Source organism: Aquabacterium sp., assembly GCF_041915145.1.
Lineage (GTDB): Bacteria > Pseudomonadota > Gammaproteobacteria > Burkholderiales > Burkholderiaceae_C > Aquabacterium.
Genome location: NZ_JAYSBZ010000041.1, coordinates 1 through 17,924, shown reverse-complemented (window position 1 = coordinate 17,924; position 17,924 = coordinate 1). Strand labels below are relative to the sequence as shown.

The 17,924-nt window shown below is 67.5% G+C and carries 16 protein-coding genes; 9 read left to right on the top strand and 7 right to left on the bottom strand.

Annotated elements, in window-relative coordinates:
* Nucleotides 1-21 precede the first annotated feature (21 nt).
* The 6 genes from pbpC (at nt 22) to ACE3SS_RS09260 (ending at nt 8,555) form a co-directional block, all read left to right on the top strand.
* Complete coding sequence (gene pbpC, locus ACE3SS_RS09285) at nt 22-2,274, top strand: penicillin-binding protein 1C (RefSeq protein ID WP_374593188.1); 2,253 nt, start codon at nt 22-24, stop codon at nt 2,272-2,274.
* Between the two features lie 119 nt (nt 2,275-2,393).
* On the top strand, nt 2,394-4,382 hold the full coding sequence (locus tag ACE3SS_RS09280; RefSeq protein WP_374593186.1) for a DUF47 family protein: 1,989 nt from the start codon (nt 2,394-2,396) through the stop codon (nt 4,380-4,382).
* Nucleotides 4,379-6,103: a PEP/pyruvate-binding domain-containing protein gene (locus ACE3SS_RS09275; protein ID WP_374593184.1), complete on the top strand. Its 1,725-nt coding sequence runs from the start codon at nt 4,379-4,381 to the stop codon at nt 6,101-6,103. The genes ACE3SS_RS09280 and ACE3SS_RS09275 overlap by 4 nt, the downstream gene beginning before the upstream one ends.
* 31 nt (nt 6,104-6,134) lie before the next feature.
* Nucleotides 6,135-7,376: a thiolase domain-containing protein gene (locus ACE3SS_RS09270; protein WP_374593182.1), complete on the top strand. Its 1,242-nt coding sequence runs from the start codon at nt 6,135-6,137 to the stop codon at nt 7,374-7,376.
* A gap of 11 nt (nt 7,377-7,387) precedes the next feature.
* Nucleotides 7,388-7,717, top strand: a complete 330-nt coding sequence (locus tag ACE3SS_RS09265) for a hypothetical protein (RefSeq protein ID WP_374593180.1) — start codon at nt 7,388-7,390, stop codon at nt 7,715-7,717.
* Nucleotides 7,718-7,760: 43 nt separating this feature from the next.
* Complete coding sequence (locus ACE3SS_RS09260; RefSeq protein ID WP_374593178.1) at nt 7,761-8,555, top strand: SDR family NAD(P)-dependent oxidoreductase; 795 nt, start codon at nt 7,761-7,763, stop codon at nt 8,553-8,555.
* A gap of 31 nt (nt 8,556-8,586) precedes the next feature.
* Here ACE3SS_RS09260 and ACE3SS_RS09255 read toward each other — a convergent pair whose 3' ends face one another.
* Nucleotides 8,587-9,546: a 1-phosphofructokinase family hexose kinase gene (locus tag ACE3SS_RS09255; RefSeq protein WP_374593176.1), complete on the bottom strand. Its 960-nt coding sequence runs from the start codon at nt 9,544-9,546 to the stop codon at nt 8,587-8,589.
* 58 nt (nt 9,547-9,604) lie between these two features.
* On the opposite strand from ACE3SS_RS09255, the gene ACE3SS_RS09250 reads away from it, so the two are divergent.
* Entirely contained in the window at nt 9,605-9,823 is a 219-nt protein-coding gene (locus ACE3SS_RS09250; RefSeq protein ID WP_374593174.1) for a SlyX family protein, read from the top strand.
* A 49-nt stretch (nt 9,824-9,872) separates the two neighbouring features.
* Entirely contained in the window at nt 9,873-10,568 is a 696-nt protein-coding gene (locus ACE3SS_RS09245) for an MgtC/SapB family protein (RefSeq protein WP_374593172.1), read from the top strand.
* Here ACE3SS_RS09245 and ACE3SS_RS09240 read toward each other — a convergent pair whose 3' ends face one another.
* Nucleotides 10,569-10,790 carry a hypothetical protein gene (locus ACE3SS_RS09240; protein ID WP_374593170.1) on the bottom strand — a complete coding sequence of 74 codons (222 nt, stop codon included), beginning with the start codon at nt 10,788-10,790 and terminating at the stop codon, nt 10,569-10,571.
* Nucleotides 10,791-11,103: 313 nt separating this feature from the next.
* On the opposite strand from ACE3SS_RS09240, the gene ACE3SS_RS09235 reads away from it, so the two are divergent.
* A complete protein-coding gene (locus ACE3SS_RS09235) occupies nt 11,104-11,931 on the top strand; it encodes an HDOD domain-containing protein (protein WP_374593168.1) in 828 nt (275 codons plus the stop codon).
* Nucleotides 11,932-11,968: 37 nt separating this feature from the next.
* On the opposite strand, the gene ACE3SS_RS09230 is transcribed toward ACE3SS_RS09235, so the two are convergent.
* The 5 genes from ACE3SS_RS09230 to ACE3SS_RS09210 all read right to left on the bottom strand — a co-directional run.
* Nucleotides 11,969-13,777 carry an amidohydrolase family protein gene (locus ACE3SS_RS09230; protein ID WP_374593166.1) on the bottom strand — a complete coding sequence of 603 codons (1,809 nt, stop codon included), beginning with the start codon at nt 13,775-13,777 and terminating at the stop codon, nt 11,969-11,971.
* Nucleotides 13,778-13,911: 134 nt separating this feature from the next.
* Nucleotides 13,912-14,412 (bottom strand): GNAT family N-acetyltransferase, encoded by a 501-nt coding sequence (locus tag ACE3SS_RS09225; protein ID WP_374593164.1) that lies wholly within the window; start codon nt 14,410-14,412, stop codon nt 13,912-13,914.
* 78 nt (nt 14,413-14,490) lie between these two features.
* Nucleotides 14,491-15,105, bottom strand: a complete 615-nt coding sequence (locus ACE3SS_RS09220; RefSeq protein ID WP_374593163.1) for a lysozyme inhibitor LprI family protein — start codon at nt 15,103-15,105, stop codon at nt 14,491-14,493.
* A gap of 4 nt (nt 15,106-15,109) precedes the next feature.
* Entirely contained in the window at nt 15,110-16,495 is a 1,386-nt protein-coding gene (locus ACE3SS_RS09215; RefSeq protein ID WP_374593161.1) for an N-acetylmuramidase domain-containing protein, read from the bottom strand.
* The coding region (locus ACE3SS_RS09210) for a DUF2345 domain-containing protein (RefSeq protein WP_374593159.1) at nt 16,488-17,924 on the bottom strand (1,437 nt) is incomplete at its 5' end. The genes ACE3SS_RS09210 and ACE3SS_RS09215, both read right to left, overlap by 8 nt.

Sequence of the window (17,924 nt, the reverse complement as noted above, 5' to 3'; positions counted from 1 at the left end):
GCAAAGGGCCACGTTGTGCGGATGATGCCGTGGCGGGGTGGGGCGGCCATGGTGTTGTCGCTGGCGCTGCTGCTCGCGTCGCCGGCCCACGCCCTGCCCAGCTTCGAGCAGGTGAAGGCGGCGTATCGCTCGTCCGACACCGTGGTGCTCGACCGCCATGGCGCGGTGCTGCAGCGCGTGCGCACCGATGCCACGATGCAGCGCGGCGAGTGGGTGCCGCTGGCGCAGGTGTCGCCCGCTTTGCGCACGGCGCTGCTGCTGTCTGAAGACAAGCGCTTTTACGAGCACGCCGGGGTGGACTGGCGCGCCGTGAGCGCCGCGGCCTGGGGCAATGTGTGGGCCAGCCGCACACGCGGGGCCTCGACCGTGACGATGCAGCTCGCCGGCCTGCTGAACGACGACCTCGCCGCGCCCAAGAGCGGGCAAGGGCGCTCAGTGGTGAGCAAGGTGAGCCAGGCGGCTACGGCGCTGCGGCTGGAGCGCAGCTGGCGCAAGGATCAGATCCTGGAGGCCTATCTCAACCTCGTGGCGTTTCGCGGCGAGCTGGTCGGCATCTCGGCCTTGTCGGCCAGCCTGTTTCACAAGTACCCGAGTGGCTTGAACACCGACGAAGCGGCGGTGGCGGCGGCGCTGGTGCGCGCGCCCAATGCCAAGCCGGCGCAGGTGGCCGAGCGGGCCTGCGGCGTGCTGACCGAGCAGGGCCTGGCCGCCAGTTGCAAGGGCCTGCCGGCCTATGCCGCGCAAGTGCTGGCCAGCTACCGTGCAAAAGACGGCAACGAGCGGCTCGACGCTGACGCGCAATTGGCGCCGCACCTGGCGCGCAAGGTGCTGAGCGCGCTGCCCGCCCCCGCTGCCGGCGCTGCCACCGCCACCACCGCGCGCCCGAAGACGCTCATCACCACGCTAATCACCACGCTCGACGCCCGCCTGCAGCGCTTCGCGCGCGACACCTTGCGCCAGCATCTCACCGAGCTGCGCGAGCGCCATGTGGAAGACGGCGCCGTGATCGTGCTCGACAACGCCAGCGGCGAGGTGCTCGCGTGGGTGGGGTCGAGCGGCGCGCTATCGCAAGCCGCCGAGGTGGACGGCGTGGGCGCGCTGCGTCAGGCGGGCTCCACGCTCAAGCCCTTCTTGTACGAGATCGCCATCGAGCAGCGCTGGCTCACGGCGGCGTCGATCATCGACGACTCGCCGGTGGGCCTCACCACGCAGGCCGGGCTCTACGTGCCGCAGAACTACGACCACGCGTTCAAGGGGCCGGTGTCGCTGCGCACGGCACTGGCGTCGTCGCTCAACGTGCCGGCGGTACGCACGCTGGTGATGGTGACGCCGGAGCGCTTCGCGCGGCGCCTGTCCGATCTCGGCTTGCCGCTCAAGCACAACGGCGACTACTACGGCTACAGCCTCGCGCTGGGCTCGGCCGAGGTCTCGCTGGCCACGCTCGCCAATGCCTACCGCGCGCTGGCCAACGGCGGGCTGGCGTCGCCCTGGCGCGTGCTGGGCAGCGAGCCGGTGGTGGCGCCGCAGAGCTTGATGAGCCCGGCCGCCAGCTTCATCGTGGCCGACGTGCTGGCCGACCGCGAGGCCCGCGTGCCCACCTTCGGGCTCGACAACGCCCTGGCCGCGCGCTACTGGGCGGCCGTGAAGACCGGCACCAGCAAGGACATGCGCGACAACTGGTGCGTGGGCTTTACGCGCCGCTACACCGTGGGCGTGTGGGTGGGCAACGCCAGCGGCGAGCCGATGTGGGACGTGTCGGGCACCACCGGCGCGGCCCCGGTTTGGCGCGCGGTGATGGACGAGCTGCAACACCGCCCCGCGCCGCGCGAGGCCCGGCAGGCACCGCCCGCGCCGGCTGGCGTCGTGCAGCAGGCGGTGCGCTTCGAGCGCGAGCTGGAGCCGCCGCGCAGCGAGTGGTTCATCGCGGGCACCGAGCAACCGCTGATCCGGCTCGCCAGTGCCCAGGGCGTGGCCCGCACGCTGATCGCCGCGCCGGCCGACCGCACCATCGTGGCGCTCGACCCCGACATCCCGCCGCAGGCGCAGAAGCTGCCGTTCACGCTGGTGGCGGGCGTATCGCGCAGCTGGTGGTGGCGGCTCGACGACAAGCGCCTCGGCCCGGCCGTCAACACGCAATGGGCGATGTGGCCGGGCGCGCACACGCTGGAGCTGATGAACGACCGCGGCGCGGTGGTCGAGGCCGTGCGCTTCGAGGTGCGCGGGGCGCAGATCCGATCGAGTCGGCCCGCCACGGCGAGTCGGCCGTCGCGATGACTTGACGCCGATCAGGCAAGACCCCGATTCGCCGTCTGGTGTCACGGCACTGTCAAACCCGAATTCAACACTGGTCGCCACAACGAAATGTGCAGCCGGCGCGCTGCGTGAGGGCGATCATGTTGAACAAGCTGGCGGCGGTCGAATCGCTGGGCAATGAAGTAGGCAATCGCGGGCTCTTGCTGCCGGCGTGGATCAACGCGGCGCTGGCCGCCAACGACCGCCTCAAGTGCGCGCTGTCGGTGTTTCAAGCCGGCGTGCAGCACGCCAAGGGCGACACCATCGACCTCACGCGCGAGCGCCGCGCCGCGGGCTTGAACGATGCGTGGGTCGATGAGATGCTGGCCGGCGCGGCCCCGAGCCAGCGCGCCGGCGAGTCGGCCACCTTTCTGCCCGAGTTGCCTGCGGCCCTGCATCAGATCGCCGACGACCTGACCACCATGGCGCGCCCGGTGATCGAGGGCGCGGCCAACCCGGCCGACGTGCAAGACTTCGTCGAGCGGCTCGCATCGTGGACCACCTGGTTGCGACAAGACCGCGACGAGCTGCTGACGCGCGACGACCTCGCCCAGCTGGAAAGCGGCAACCGCGAGCGTGGCGACAGCGTGCACCTGCTGGTGATGGACCTGCACAAGCAGATCAACCAGATGGCCGCCGCGATCGCGCACGACGACATCGACGGCGCCCATGCCTGGTCGCTCGAAGGCGGCCCCGATGGCGCCGACGCCCAGCGCGTGCGCGCCTTCATGCGCGGTCTCAACCGCACCGCGCCGCTGAAGTTTGGCCACCCGGGGCTGGACACGGCCGCCACCCGTTCGGGCCCGCGCCTGCTGATCCAGAACGACATCGGCACCAACGACGCGCACGTGCTGGTCTTCCAGGTCGAAGGCCACACCGTCACGCTCACGTATTCCGACCTGCACAGCGTGCGCTTCACGTTCTTCCAGCAGTTGCTGGCGGCATGGTCGCCACAGTGGTCGGTGGTCGAGCCGCGCGTCAGCGAGGGGCTCAACGAGGGGCACGCCTACTTCGTGGGCACGGCCACCTTCGCCTGTGCCGACGAGGCTCAGCTGCTGCAGACGCTCGAAGGCATCGGCTCGCGCGTGGTCTTCCTGATCGACTGGAACCGCGCTCGCAAGCGCTTGCAGATGTTCCTCGACAAGCCCGCCGCGCTGGCGGTGCTTGCCGAGGCCGCGCGCCGCGACGTGGGTCACATGGGTTGGCTGCAGGCCGGGGCCGAGCACTTCTTGTTCGGGGTGATGCAGTCGGCGGGCGACGGCGCCTTTCGCCTCGGTGACCGCCTGGCCGATGTGCTGGGCGCCGAGCAGGCGCGAGAGTTCGTGCTCGAAGCCATGGCGCTGTGCACGCGCGGCGCGTTGGCGGGGCACCCGGTGTCGCTGCTCGAAGACGAAGCCCGCATGCTGCTGTCGCGGCGCCTGCAGCAGCATGCGCCGGGCTTCAGCCTCGTCGCCGAGCACGCGGCCTACTGCCACGAGCTGGTGCAGGCCGTGCGCGACGCGTTGTCGCACGACGCCGGCTCCGGTCATGCCAGCGAGCTGGCTGCGCGCACCAAGGCGTGGGAGCGCCGCGCCGACCACCTGGTGATGCAGGCGCGCAACCTGGCCAAGCGCCAACCGTCGTGGAAGCCCTTTGCCAACCTCGTCGAAGAAGCCGACGAAGTGGCCGACCACCTCGAAGAAGCCAGCTTCCTGATCAGCGTGATGGCTGAAGACCACCAGGGCGCCTTGCACCACGGCGTGCGCGCGCACATGGGCCGCCTGGCCGACGTGGTGCTGCAAGCCGTGCAGGACTACGTGCGCGCCCTTGAAATCGCGCGCGGCCTGGGTTCGGCCCGCGAGCTTGAAGACTTCAACACCTTCCTGGACGCCACCTGGCGCGTGGTGCTGGCCGAACGCCGCTGCGACGAGCAATGGCGCACCGCGCGCCGCCACCTGCTGCAAGAGCTCAAGCAACCCGCCGAGCTGATGCTGGCCAACGACCTGGGCATGGAGATCGAAAGCGCCTCCGACGCGCTGCTGCGCGTGAGCTACGCGCTGCGCGAGATGGTGCTGCTGCGCGGCGGCGCGCTGTCCGGGGCCACGTCATGACCGCCCGCCGCAAACCCGCGGTGGTGCACGCGGCTCACCACGCCGCACCAGCGTCCGCCCACTTTCGCGTCGTGCTCATCGGCGGCCCGCAGGCCGAGGCCGATGTCTCGGTCGACGAAGTCGGCAACAAGGCCTTCAACCTCTGGCGCATGCATGCCCTCGGGCTGCGCGTGCCACCGGCCCTGGTGCTGGGCACCAGCGCGTGCAACCATGTGCTGCAGTCGCCCAGCGCCTTGGCCGAAGCCGCGCACGCCACACTGCCGGCGGACGTGCGCGCCGCGCTCGACCAGTCGCTGGCGCAGCTCGAAGCCGTGGCCGGCGCCCGCTTTGGCGACGTCCGCAACCCGCTGCTGCTGTCGGTGCGCTCGGGCGCCGCGGTGTCGATGCCCGGCATGATGGAGACGTTGCTCAACGTGGGCCTGTGCGACGCCACGTTGCCCGGCTTCGTGCGCCGCTGTGGCAACCCGCGCCTCGCGTGGGACGCCTACCGCCGCCTCGTGGCCACCTACGGCGAAGTGGTGCTGGGCATCGAAGGCCAGGCCTTCGAGCGCGTCACGCAACAGCAGCTCGGCACCGAGCGCGACGAGCGCACGCTCGACTTCGCGCAACTGCGCGAGCTCACCCGCAGCTATCTCGACCTGATTGCCGAGCACGATGCAACGGGCTTCCCGCAAGACCCGCGCGTGCAACTCGAACGCGCCGTGCTGGCGGTGTTCCGCTCGTGGCAGTCGGCCAAGGCGATCGAATATCGCAAGCTCAACCACATCGACGAGCGCATCGGCACGGCGGTGACCGTGCAGACCATGGTGTTCGGCAACGCGGGCGGCTCATCGGGCGCGGGCGTGGGCTTCTCGCGCAACCCGATCAATGGCGAGCCGCAGCCGTGGGTGGACTTCATGTTCAATGCGCAGGGCGAAGACGTGGTGTCGGGCCGGCGCAGCGCGCAGGGTCACGACGAGCTGGCCGAGGTGCTGCCCAGCGTGTGGAGCGATCTGCGTGAGGCCGCGCAACGCATCGAGCGGGCGTTCGCCGACATGCAGGACTTTGAATTCACCGTGCAAGAGGCGCAGCTCTACATGCTGCAGGCGCGCAACGGCAAGCGCACGCCGCTGGCTGCCGCGCGCATCGCGCTCGATCTGCATGACGAAGGTTTGTTGAGTGTCGAGGAGACCCGGCAACGCCTGGCTCAGGTCCGCGAAGAAGACCTGGCCGTGGCGCGCGTGGTGCTGGATGGTGGCTCGGACGCCCAGCCCGTGGCCGAGGCCGCCGCCGCCTGTGCCGGCGTGGTCACTGGCGAGATCGCGCTCGACGAAGCCCGGGCCCGCGAACGCCATGCCGCCGGGGTCAGCGTGATCCTGCTGCGACAGGACGCCGAAACGTCGGACATCGCCGCGCTCGAAGCCGCCGTGGGCCTGCTGACCTCGCGCGGCGCCCGCACCTCGCACGCCGCCGTGGTGGCTCGCCAGCTCGGCAAGGTCTGCCTGGTGGGTTGCAACGGCCTCGAAATCGACTTGCCGCATCGCCAGGTGCGCCTGGGCGACGCCGAGTTGCGCGAGGGCGACGTGATCACGCTCGATGGCAACGAAGGCCACATCTACCTGGGCGCCGTGCGCGTCGTCAAGGAGGTGCCCGACGTGGTGCTGCAGCGCCTGCGCCAATTGCGCGGCGAAGCGACCGCCGCGCACGCGCCCCAGGCGCACCACCACCGCGCAGCTCACTGATTCATCACCCTCTTACCGTTTGGAGATCACCATGAGCAAGGCCAGCATCATCGGGGCGTACAACACGCCCTTCGGCGCCTTCGTGCAAAAGGACAAGGCCACCGGCCTGATGACCGACACCAAGACCTACTACGACCTGCTCATCGAAGCCGGCCGTGGAGCGATTGCCGATGCCGGCATCGAGGCGAAAGACATCGACGCGATCTACGTGGGCTCGTGCTCGCCCGGCTCGTTCGTCAACCAGGAACACGTCGCCCCCATCGCCGCCGAGATCGACCCCGCCCTGCGCTTCAAGCCCATGACGCGCTGCGAGTGCGCCTGCGCCTCGTCGTCGGTGGCGCTGTACGACGCGGTCTACGCCGTCGAGGCCGGTCGCGCCAAGCACGCGCTGGTGATCGGCGTCGAGAAGATGAACCTGCTGCCCACGCCGCAGATGACGCACGTGCTGTCGTGCTGCTCGCACTGGCCGAGCGAAGGCTCGAAGGGCTGGTCGTTCCCGATGCTGTTCGCCGAATACGCCAAGGCCTACCAGGCGCACTACGGCATCTCGACCGAGCAGCTTGAGCAGATGCTCTGGACGGTGGGCGCGCTGGGCTACCGCAACGGCGCCGAGAACCCGCTGGCCCACGTGCGCAACGGCCCGCAGACGGTGGCCGAGATCATGAAGCTCAATGAGCTCGACGAGCGCGGCCGCAGCAAGAACATGATGATCGCCGCGCCGCTGCGCTTGCACGATTGCTCGCTGGTGTCCGACGGCGCCGCCGCGCTGGTGATCACCGCCACCAGCAACGTCAGCAACAAGGCCCGCGCGGTCGAGATCGCCGGCATCGGCCACTCGGTCGAGCGCCTGCCCGAGAACGTGCGCCCCAACATGCACGAGCTGATGGCCGGCAAGGACGCCGCCGCCAAGGCCTACAAGGAAGCCGGCATCAAGCCGTCGGACATCGACCTCGTCGAGCTGCACGACTGCTTCACGATCAACCAGATCATGTCGGTCGAGGCGCTGGGCCTGTCGGACGACGGCCGCGGCGGCTTCGACTTCCTGAGCGGCCGCTACACCCGCGACGACCGCGTGGCCGTCAACCTCTCGGGCGGCCTCAAGGCCAAGGGCCACCCGGTGGGCGCCACCGGTGCCTCGATGCACACGCTGATCTACAAGCAGCTCATCGGCGAGGCCATCGGCGTGGCCGCCAAGCAGGCTGACATCGGCGTCACCTTCAACGTGGGCGGCTCGGCAGTCACCAACTGCGTGACCGTGCTGCGCAAGCTGTGAGCGAGGGCGCCATGAGCAACGCAAGCAACGTGAGCACCTTCATCTACAACGACACCGAATTCGGCTTGCGAGCGGCTGGCGTCGCGTGGGACGTGACCCGCGCGTTGCCGGGCGGCGCTGAAGCCGTCGTTGCCACCGGCGTGTTCGCCGGCCTGTCGGCCGAGGCCGCGCTGGAGCGGGCCCGCTCGCTGGTGCACACCGTGTGCCCGGTGGGCGTCAAGACCATCGGCCCCGACGTGGCGCACCCGCTGCGGGTGGGCGACCTGAAGATCGTCGGCCCCGACCTCACGCACGCCAACTTTGTTTACTGGAACCAGGACAGCACGTCCTTCGCGCGCTGATTCCGACCCACCGCTCAACCGATTCACTCCAACAGGATTCGTCATGGACATCAAAGGCAGCGTCGCCCTCATCACCGGCGGCGGCAATGGCATCGGCGAGGCAGTCGCCAAGTATTTCGTGCGCCACGGCGCCAAGGTCGCGATCGTGGACATGGCGCAGAAAGACATCGACCGCGTCGTCGCCGACATCCAGGCCATGGGCGGCGAAGCCATCGGCGTGCAGGCCAACGTGGTGAGCGAGGCCGACACGGCGCGCTTCATCAAGGCCACGGTCGAGGCCTTCGGGCAGCTGAACGTGGCCATCGCCTGCGCCGGCATCATCCGCGACGGCACCTTGCTCAACGTCGACAAGGACACCGGCAAGGTCAGCAAGAAGCTGGGCATCGACAAGTGGCAGCCCGTGATCGACATCGACCTCACCGGCACCTTCCTGACGCTGCGCGACGCGGCCGAAGCCATGGTGAACGGCGGCTGGGACGGGCTGCTGGTGCCGATCTCGTCGGTCAACAAGATCGGCCAGATCGGGCAGCTCAACTACGCGTCGGCCAAGTCGGCCGTGGCGATGATGCCCAAGATCATCGTCGGCGAATTCCTGATGCGCGGCATCCGCAACGTGCGCTGCGTGGGCATCGCCCCCGGCTATACCGCCACGCCCATGCTCACCGGCATGAATCAGGACGTGCTCAAGACCATCCTGGCCGATGTGCACATCGACCGCCTGATCGAGCCCGACGAGATCGCCGACCTGATCGGCCACTGCGTGACCAATGGCGCGCTCAACGCCACCACGCTCGAGATCACCGGCGGCCTGTGCTCCCCGAAGGGCATTGCGAAGTGATCGTCAGGTGCCGCGCGCAGGGGCATCCGGTTTACTGCGCCGCGATCTCGATCTGAGCGAGCAGGCGCCGAACGTCCGCCACGTCGCACAAGGCGGTGCCGGCTGACGCCAACGCGGCCACGCTGGACGCCATGGCCCAGCGGAAGGCTTCGGCCAGATCGAGGCCGGCGGCAGGTGGTTGATCGAGCGCCCACACCAGGCCGCCCACGAAGCTGTCGCCCGCGCCGATGGTGCTGGCCACGGGCACGCGCAGGGCCTGGGCGCGCCACGCCTGGTCGGCCGACACCAGCAGCGCGCCGTCGGCGCCGAGCGTGAGCGCCACCACCTGGGCCTGGCCCGAGCCGATGAGCTGCCGGCATGCGGCCAGCTGGTCGGCCGGCTCGGGCAGCGGGTGGCCGACGAGGTCTTGCAGCTCGCGCAAGCTGGGTTTGACGAGGTAGACGCCGGCTTGCAAGGCTGCCGCGAGCGCGGGGCCCGACGAGTCGAGCACGACGCGGCAGCCGCGCGCCGAGGCGGCGCGGGCCACGCGGGCATGGAAGTCCACCGGCACGCCGGGCGGCAGGCTGCCGCTGAGCACCACCATGCGCGGCGCGGGTGGCGTGGCGACGATCGCGTCGATGGCATCCAGGCAGGCCTGCCATTCAGCCGCTTGCAGCGTGGGGCCGGGCAGCACGAAGCGGTAGTCGTGCCCGGTGCTCGCCTCGTGCACCGCGAGGCTCTCGCGCGTGTCGCCGGCGATGGGCACGGCGCGCCGCGGCACGCGCTCGTCGTCGAGCAGGCGGCTCAGCGTGCTGCCGTGGGTGCCGCCGGCGGGGTACAGCGCCAGCACGTCGCCGCCCAGGCGGCGCACCACGCGGGCCACGTTGATGCCACCGCCGCCGGGGTGCGTCACGGCCGCGCCGCAGCGCAGCTTGTGGTCGGGCACGACGCGGTCGATGGCGGTGGCCACGTCGAGCGCCGGGTTCATCGTGAGGGTGAGGATGCGAGGCATGGCGGGTGGGGTGCGAGGTCGTCTACCGGCGCCATCGTAATTGGCGTCCAATACGGCCATGGACAACCTCTCCGCCATCGACCAGCGCCTGACCGACCTGGAGATCAAGCTCGGCTTCACCGAAGACCTGGTCGATCAGCTCAACCAGGTCATCATCCGCCAGCAACAGCAGATCGACCTGCTCACGCGCGAAGTCACGCAACTGCGGCAGCAAAACCCGGACGAGGGCGGCGCGGCCTTTCGCAGCCTGCGCGACGAATTGCCGCCGCATTACTGAAACATGCATCGGCGGTAGCCGTCCGCCACGCCTATTGGAGTCCTGAGCCTTGAGCTTGCAGACCTTCTTCACGCAGTTGTCGCTGGCCCTGTTCCTGGGCTCGCTGATCGGGCTGGAGCGCCAGTGGCATCGCCGCCTCATCGATCTCAAGACCAACGCCCTCGTCTGCCTGGGCGCGGCGCTGTTCATGAGCGTGTGCGCCACCTTGCAGGGTTATGTCGATGTGGTGCACATGGCCGGGCAGGTCGTGGTGGGAGTGGGCTTTCTGGGCGGCGGCCTGCTGTTTCGCGACGGCGGCCACAACGGCGGCACGGTGGTGCGAGGCATCAACACGGCCGCCACGCTGTGGTGCTCGGCGGCCATCGGCACCTTGTGCGGCATGGGGCGCCTGACCGAGGCGACCGTGGCCGCCGGGGTGCTGGTGAGCGCCAACACCGTGCTGCGAGGAGTGGCCCGACGCCTGAACCTGCGCATGGGCTTGAGCGACCCGTTGAGCGAGCAGGTGGTGTTCGACGTGGAATGCGCGCTCGACCAGGCGACCCCGGTGCGCGACGCCCTCGAGGCGGTGTTGCGCGCGCAGCGCGCCGACTTGCGGGCGGTGAGCGAGCAGCGCACGGCGCGGCAGACGTGTCTGCTATCGGTGACGGCGGTGTTCGAGCACAGCGACGCGCTGACGCAGATCGAGAGCGTGCTCAACGCCGCCGATGCCTGGGCGGTGCAGAGCGTGTCGTGGCGACGGGCCTGATCAGGCCCAGGCTTCTTCGGGCAGCGCGGCCTGCGAGAGCACGGCGTGCGCCGTGGAACGCGGATAGCGCTCGCGCACGATGCGGATGGCGCCCTTGGGGGTGTCGGCCAGAACCTTCAACACGCGGTGCGCGGCTTGTTTGGTGGGGCCCGTCAGGATCACCACCGACACTTCAAAGAGCCGCAGGGCGGGCTCGATCGCCAAGTTCATCAACGCACGCATGTTCAACACTCCTCTTACTGCCAGTCTGGCCCTTCAGCGTGACCATTTGGTGATGCACATCATGCGTCAGATCGCGCCCCGGACAGGGCGGGAATAACGCCCGAACCGCCGCCCATCTGCGCCAGAACGTGGCATCCACACGCCGCGCATAGGGCAAGTCCTAGCCGCGCGAACTGCGGCCAAACCCGCAGAGGTGCGTCGGGTGTCGAGCCTCCCTCGAGTTGGTGACAGTGGTAACAGCCGTGCATCCATCACAGGCGGGTCGGTGGCAGCCGTATTGCATGGTGGGCGCTCACACGCCTACCATGCGAGCATGAGCATCGATCCCAATCTGCGTTCGCTGAACATCGACGTCCCGGCCTGCCCCGACACGCTGGTCAAACTCTCGCTGCTGATGGGGCAGGAAGACGCCCACATCGACGACATGTCGGCCCTGATCCAGAGCGACATGGCGCTGGCCTCGGCCATCGTGCGTACCGTCAATTCGGCCCTGTTCGGCTTGCTGCATCGCGTCGAGACCGTGCACGAGGCCGTGCGCTACCTCGGCATGCGCGAGGTGGCGGGCATCACCTTCGAGATGGGCCTGCGCGCCGCCTTCCCGCCCGGCCCGCTGATCGACCAGATCTGGGACCGCGCGAGCCGCCGCGGCGTGGCCATGGGGCGCATCGCGCAGCGACTCGACCTCAAGCCCTGGGCGGCGCACACCGCCGGTCTGTTCGCCGAGAGCGGCCGCGCCGTGCTCTACGCCTACGACCGCGACCGCTACGTCGAACTCGAACGCGGCGCCCGCGACGAAGCCGCGATCATCGCCGCCGAGATCGCGGCATTCGGCGTGAGCCATGCCGCGCTGGGCGCCGCGCTGTGCCACTCGTGGGGGCTGGCCAATGACATCGGGGCCTACGTGCGCGCCCGGGTGCAGTTCAGCGGCGACTGGGCGCGCGAGCCGCTCGACGTGCGCCAGCTGCTGGCGCTGGGCGCCACCGTGGATGCCGTGCTCTACCCCGCCGACGGCGCCGCCGGCGACCCGCAGCTCGGCAGGCGCTGCGCCGCGTGGGCCGAACAGGCCGAGCTGGACGTCAACGAGCTGATCGTGGCGGTTGAGTCGGTCTGCACCACGCTGCTGAACAACGACAACGAATGACCGCGGGCCTGCCCCCCGGTCGGCATCCGCGCGCGGCTCAGGCCGCCTGCGCCGCGCGCGTCACCACCACGGGGGCTTCGCGCGCCGGCACCTCACCGGCCCGCAAGACGCGACCATAGCCGTGCGCCTTGCCGAAGTCCGGCGCAAAGCGGCCTTCGCGATACGCCACGCGACCATTGATGACCGTGGCCGTCACGGCCAGGTCGTTGCGGTTGACCATGCGGCGCACGTTGCCGAACTCGACCATCGGCGCCTCGGCGTAGGCCGTGACGTTGGCGTTGAGCCCGTCGGGGTTGATGATCACCAGGTCGGCCCGGCCGCCTTTGCGGATGCGCCCGGCGTCGATGCCGAACCAGTCGCCCAGCTCGCCCGTCAGGCGCCACACCGCACGCTCGATGCTCATGAACGGACGCCCCTGGATGTAGGCGTCGTAGACCATCTTCAGCATCTGGATCGGGAAGTTGTAGAACGCCATGTTGCGGATGTGCGCGCCGGCGTCCGAGAACGAAATGATCGCGCCCTTGTCGCGCACGATGGCCTTGACGCGCTCGGGGCGGTGGTTGGCGATGGTGGTGCGCCAGCGCAGTTTCTTGCCGTGCTCGACGACCAGATCCAGAAACGCATCGACCGGGTGGATGCCCTTGGCGTCGGCGATCTCGCCGAAGCTCTTGCCCACCACGGACTCGTCCGGGCACCTCACGATCTCGGCGTCGTGGAAGTTGCGGTGCCACACGCGCGGCGAGAACTTGCTGTCGTAGTTCTTGCGGAACTGCCGGCGGTAGGCCTCGTCCTGCATCAGCGCATTGCGCTCGACCTCGTCGGTCAGGTGCAGCGCGGCCTCGCCCGCGCCGAATTCTTCGAAGATCACCAGGTCGATGCCGTCGGCGTAAACCTCGAACGGGCAGGGCAGCGCCTGCCAGCGGAAGTCGGCCTTGAGCAGCGTGTTGCAGGCGTGCGCCAGCTTGCCGATCAAGCGGTGCAGCAGCGGGTTCGACTTCACGTCCATCAAGGTGATCAGCGTTGTGCGCAGCGGCTTGCGCCCCAGGCCGATGCTGGCGAACAGGTACAAGAACATGTTCAGCTTGGTGACGATGTTCGGCGCGCCCTGGTGGATGGCGCCGCGCTCGCGCAGCACTTCGTTGAGTGCGCGGTACTCGTGCCACGTGGCGTAGGTGCTGGGCAGCGAGGCCGAGCGGTGGCGCTCGCCGTCGAGCTTGTCCCACTTGGTGGTCATGGTCGACAAGCCCAGCAGCCCGGCATCCAGCGCCTCGCCCAAGATGCTCTGCATCTCGGCTAGTTCTTCCGGGTTGGGGCGCTCTTGCTTGTTGACCGCGCGCGTCAGCCCCATCACCGCCACGCGCAGGTCCGAGTGCCCCAGGAACGACGCCACGTTCGGCCCCAACGGCAGCGATTCGAGATGCCGCACGTAACCGCCCGGCGTGCTCCAGTTCTTCACGCGGCGCAGCAGCGGCAACACGTGCTCGCGCGGTACCGACTCGACGCGGGTGAACATGTCCGAACAGTCGTCGGCATCGGAGCACACCGCGCTCACCGAGCACGAGCCGAACACCACGCTCGTCACGCCGTGGCGCACGCTTTCGAGCAAGCCGGGGCTGGCCAGCACCTCGGCGTCGTAATGCGTGTGGGTGTCGATGAAGCCCGGCATCACCCACTGCCCGCCGGCGTCGATCACCTCGGGGCAACCGCGCTCGTCGAGCGGCGTGGTCGAGATCGCCACCACGATGCCGTCCCGCAGGCCCAGGTGTCGCACACCCGATCGACCGCCCGAGCCGTCAAACAGACGGCCGCCTTTGATGATCACGTCGAATCGCTGTTCATCCACCATGATCCACCTCGCTTACATCTGTTACGGCGCGGCTGATTGTGGTGAGCACGAGTGGCTTTTGCTTTGGGACTTGTACCCAGGAAAGAAGCGGGCGGGCGTTGTCAGAAGCGCGCTCGATGCGGCACGCAGGTGGCTCAGACCTGCCGCAACATGAAGCGCGCGTCACCCCCGAACGACGCCAGCTTGGCCGCCAGCGCGGGGTGCCGGGGCTCGGTGAGCACGAAGCCGCGGCGCTGCCAATACGGCACCGAGCCCTGCACGGCCACCAGGGCCAGCGTGCGCAGCCCCATCGCGCGGGCGGCCTGCTCGGCCAAGGCCACCAGGCGCTCGCCCAAGCGCAGGCCTTGCCCCTGCGGCGACACCGCCAAGTCGTGCAGATACAGCATCGTCGGCGCCTCGGGCGGCGTCCACTCGGTGGCATGCAACGCCGGAAAGGTCGCCTCCGACACCGGCAAGGTCACCAGATAAGCCGTCAACGCCTGCCCCAGCGCCACCCAGCACGTCTGCGGGCTGCGCCGCAACTTCGCGGCAAACGACTCAACCGGCTCGTGAAAGTCGGGCACATAACAAGCTTGCTGCACGGCAGCCACCCCCGGCAAATCGGCAGGGGTCATCAGGCGGAGGGCGGGGGGCATGGGGTACTGCGGGAGCCGGGCGGGCCGGTGAGGGCGGGCGCTGCTTGGGGGAAATCAGGTCGGCGACTGTGAGTCTCTCTAGTTGCCGGTTCGTTTGTAATGGCTCGTGCCAGGGACCTTTTCTTCCATGAATCGGAGTTCGTCGTCTTTGACGCTCAAGAGAATCAAATCTACCGTCAGGCTGCCTTGCCCTCTGGCGGTGAAGTGACACCCATTGAGTGCCCAAGTGCCTCCGGATATTTCTGGGCGGTGATGAAGCCACGAATCGAATTCGTAGTCCGGGCCGGCAGAAAATTCCTCGAAGTAGCCAGCGTCCCCGATCCTGGACCAGGTTCCAGCAATTTGCCTCTTATGCGTCTCACACCAAGGTGTTAGTGCCCTCTCCAGGTCGTTCAATCGGGTTTGATAGGTCGTTTGCAGGCAGCTGGTGTCAGTGCAGGCATTTCTTTGGCGCTTGACCCAATCCTTTTGATCGATCTCGACCTGTGCTCCGTCCTTTGCTTGTTGCTTCACCGCGCGGTAGAGGCTGTTTAGGTGCTCGTCCAGCACGAGCAGCTCCTTGCTGCCGCAAATTGCAAGCTCGACTGAGGTGGAAGCAAGGCGGCAATTGATGGCCTGCGCTTGTGTCGCTGCCAAGAGAGGCGGGAGACAAAAAATGGCGATTCGGAAGGCTGTGCTCGTCTTCTGTTGCATGGCGTCATGCCTTACGAGCTGACTTGAGATGCTCATACGCGGCTTTCAACTGGGTGTCGTAGTGGAAGGTGCTGTAACTCGGCCCGTTGTAATTGAAGGCGATCATTGCCCAATCTTTGGATTTGATTGCTTCCCACAATGACGGCGCTTTGCCGGCTTTTTTGTTTCGAGCATCTTTCCACGGGGCAGGTTTGGCCCGAACGAATGAAGCCAGCAATTCAATTTGCTGGTATTCGGACGTGCACATCTTTTGAATGAAATTTTGAACGTCGGACTCCCCGCAGGCGGCACAGTTGTCGCCCATGATTTGGAATTTCCCCCAGGAGCATGAACGCAAGGCGGCATCTGGATCGAGCCGGTAAGCGTTGATCAAACGCAGATAGGCACTTGCAAAATCCGAATAAACGTCGGTGGCCACAACTTTGCCATCGTGCATGCTTTTATCTTCTTGCCCCAACTTGTTTTTCTTCCGGTAGGCCACAGGCCACGATACGTCTGGGTGCGAGGAGTCGAATTTTCCTTTGGTCAAACGGCTGAAGTAATGGCGCTCAAACAAAATGGCGGGAATATAGGCGCCGTCAGCTTTGTTGAGTCGCCAAAACGACGACTTACCACCGCTCTCTACGACCGAGAATGCTTTGAGAACTTCAACCTCGCATTCCAGTTTGTCGGCGGCTTTCTGCCAGTCGCTCTCGGCAATCTCATGGCCGTTGTACCGGCTGAACAAAGCCACCAGACCTTGCGGGATGTCTACTTCGACTTTTATGACGGGTTGACCTTTTGGGCCTTTAACTTGTTGGGTTTTGACTGCCGGGTTGTTTTTGCTGTCTGCGCCCTTCGCTGGCTCGGGTGGCGATGCCTGCGGCCCCGTCAGCCGATGCATTGCGACTTGAAGAGACGATTTCAAATCGTGCAGTGCGTCGGCTGCCATCTGGCGAGTCTGGCCAGCCACCACAACTGCATTGCTGGTCAGCGTTACCAATTTGTGGCCATAGTCGGATGTGACGTGAGCTACCTGATGCCAAGCGCCATCGATGTCGTGTATCCAGACCTTGATTTGCGACTGGGCGTTTTCGGTAACGAACTTCGGAATTAGTCCATCCGTGCCGGTTGAGCCTCGCCGCTCGCGGCCATCGAATTCGATTCGGTAACGCAAATTCTGGATGGGGTGGCGCAAGGCATCGAGAAACAAAATGCTTGCGCCGAAGGCCGTGTGATCTGAAAGAAAGAGCGTTTGACCAACTTCAAGTTGGTTTGCATTTCTGATCGAGTTGAAACGCTTGAGTTCAGCAACGGAACGACCGCTTCGGGTGGCGATTTTGCTCAAGGTGTCACCGCGTTGTACGCAGTACGGATCTTGCAGCGCGTTTGTTGATGTGACGTCACTCATCATCGTGCTCCTCGAAATCATGTGCGCCCCTTGGAGGTTCAGTTTGTGCTGCAACATCCACCGTTTCCTCCACATGCCACGCTGGCCCAGCGTGGCGTTGCCAGTAGCTCACATCAGTGGGCTCTTGCGTGGCAACGGCCGTCGTGGGTAGGTCGGGTAAAGAGCGCTGCCCGCCAGCCAGCGCGTGCGGACCGGCGCAGACCGTGGTTTGTGTTCCTAAGCGGAAGGGGAGCCAAGAATCCGGTACGGCGGTGTGATCTAACGCTTCACCGAACGTCGTGCCGGAACTGGGCGGTTGCAATCTAATTGCCCTAGCCGCCGGGAGATGCAAGTCATTGCGATCTGCACTCCCCCCACCCGTCAGATTCTTGCTCGCCGCATGCACCGCCCCGGTGCCGGTGGTGGTGAGCGTGATGTCCCCGCCGTTGATCTCCAGCGCGGAGCCCGCGCCGACCAAGAGGATGCGGCTGGGGGCGCCGAGGGTGATGCTGGCTTGCGTGCTGTCGAGCGTCACCGCCTGCTGTGCGTTGACGTGCAGCCCGCCGCCTTGCGCCTGTACGCTCACCGAGCCGCTGGCGGCGTGCAGCTTGAGGCCGGTCTCCTGATTGGGCTTGTTGGCGTCGCCCGCCTGGCCCACGGTGTAGAGGACGAGCCCGCTGCGGGCGGCGGCACTCAGGTTCTGCTGTGCGGTGACGTTGACGTCTTGCCCGCTGCTGAGGCTCAGCGTGGCCCCGGCTGTGGCCACGTGATGCTGCGGCGTGTGGGCGGCGATGCCGGCGGGCGAGGCGAGCAGCACGTCGGGGCGGTTGGCGGCGGCCGCAGTGCCCAGGCCACCGCCGTCGCCCTCGGCTTCAACTCCCACCGTGCCCTGCCACGCTTGTTGCGTCTGCTCCAGCGCGTGCGTGGCACCCAGCGCGTCTGCCTCGTTGGGCAATTTGGCTTGCTGCGCGTGGGCGCTTTGCGCAAGGGCGGATTGCAGTTGTGCGCTGCGCGCCAGCTGCGCTTGCGGCGCGCGGGCGTCGAGGGCGGCGTTGAGCCGGGTGCTGCCACCGCGCTGTCCGTGGGCGCTGAGCAGCAAGGCTTGCCCGGCGCGCACGGCGCCCCAGGCGGTGGTGGCGAGCTCCAGGCCGTGGCCGCGGGTGTGCAGGCGTTGGTTGTCTTGCTGGTTGAGCAGATGGCCGATGCTCAGGTGCGTGGCGGCTTGGGTGGTGCCCAGCGTCAGGCGGCTCTGGCCGGGCGTGTCGTCGAGTACCAGGTGGTTGTGGCCGCCGCTGCCGGTGGTGCTGGCGTCGAGTTCTTGCGTTTTGAAGCCGGACAGCACGGCGGCGTGCGCGTGGCCGTCGAAGTCGCCCTCTGTTGCTTGGGGGGCTTCGTCGCCGGGGAACCACGCTGGCGCGTTGCCGCTGGCGTTGGCCGCGCCCGAGGCGAC

Bases quoted from the DNA above. Each gene is read 5' to 3' on its own strand.
- pbpC (WP_374593188.1), top strand. From the start codon at position 22: ATGATGCCGTGGCGGGGTGGGGCGGCCATGGTGTTGTCGCTGGCGCTG.
- ACE3SS_RS09280 (WP_374593186.1), top strand. From the start codon at position 2,394: ATGTTGAACAAGCTGGCGGCGGTCGAATCGCTGGGCAATGAAGTAGGC.
- ACE3SS_RS09275 (WP_374593184.1), top strand. From the start codon at position 4,379: ATGACCGCCCGCCGCAAACCCGCGGTGGTGCACGCGGCTCACCACGCC.
- ACE3SS_RS09270 (WP_374593182.1), top strand. From the start codon at position 6,135: ATGAGCAAGGCCAGCATCATCGGGGCGTACAACACGCCCTTCGGCGCC.
- ACE3SS_RS09265 (WP_374593180.1), top strand. From the start codon at position 7,388: ATGAGCAACGCAAGCAACGTGAGCACCTTCATCTACAACGACACCGAA.
- ACE3SS_RS09260 (WP_374593178.1), top strand. From the start codon at position 7,761: ATGGACATCAAAGGCAGCGTCGCCCTCATCACCGGCGGCGGCAATGGC.
- ACE3SS_RS09255 (WP_374593176.1), bottom strand. From the start codon at position 9,546: ATGCCTCGCATCCTCACCCTCACGATGAACCCGGCGCTCGACGTGGCC.
- ACE3SS_RS09250 (WP_374593174.1), top strand. From the start codon at position 9,605: ATGGACAACCTCTCCGCCATCGACCAGCGCCTGACCGACCTGGAGATC.
- ACE3SS_RS09240 (WP_374593170.1), bottom strand. From the start codon at position 10,790: ATGCGTGCGTTGATGAACTTGGCGATCGAGCCCGCCCTGCGGCTCTTT.
- ACE3SS_RS09235 (WP_374593168.1), top strand. From the start codon at position 11,104: ATGAGCATCGATCCCAATCTGCGTTCGCTGAACATCGACGTCCCGGCC.
- ACE3SS_RS09230 (WP_374593166.1), bottom strand. From the start codon at position 13,777: ATGGTGGATGAACAGCGATTCGACGTGATCATCAAAGGCGGCCGTCTG.
- ACE3SS_RS09225 (WP_374593164.1), bottom strand. From the start codon at position 14,412: ATGCCCCCCGCCCTCCGCCTGATGACCCCTGCCGATTTGCCGGGGGTG.
- ACE3SS_RS09220 (WP_374593163.1), bottom strand. From the start codon at position 15,105: ATGCAACAGAAGACGAGCACAGCCTTCCGAATCGCCATTTTTTGTCTC.
- ACE3SS_RS09215 (WP_374593161.1), bottom strand. From the start codon at position 16,495: ATGAGTGACGTCACATCAACAAACGCGCTGCAAGATCCGTACTGCGTA.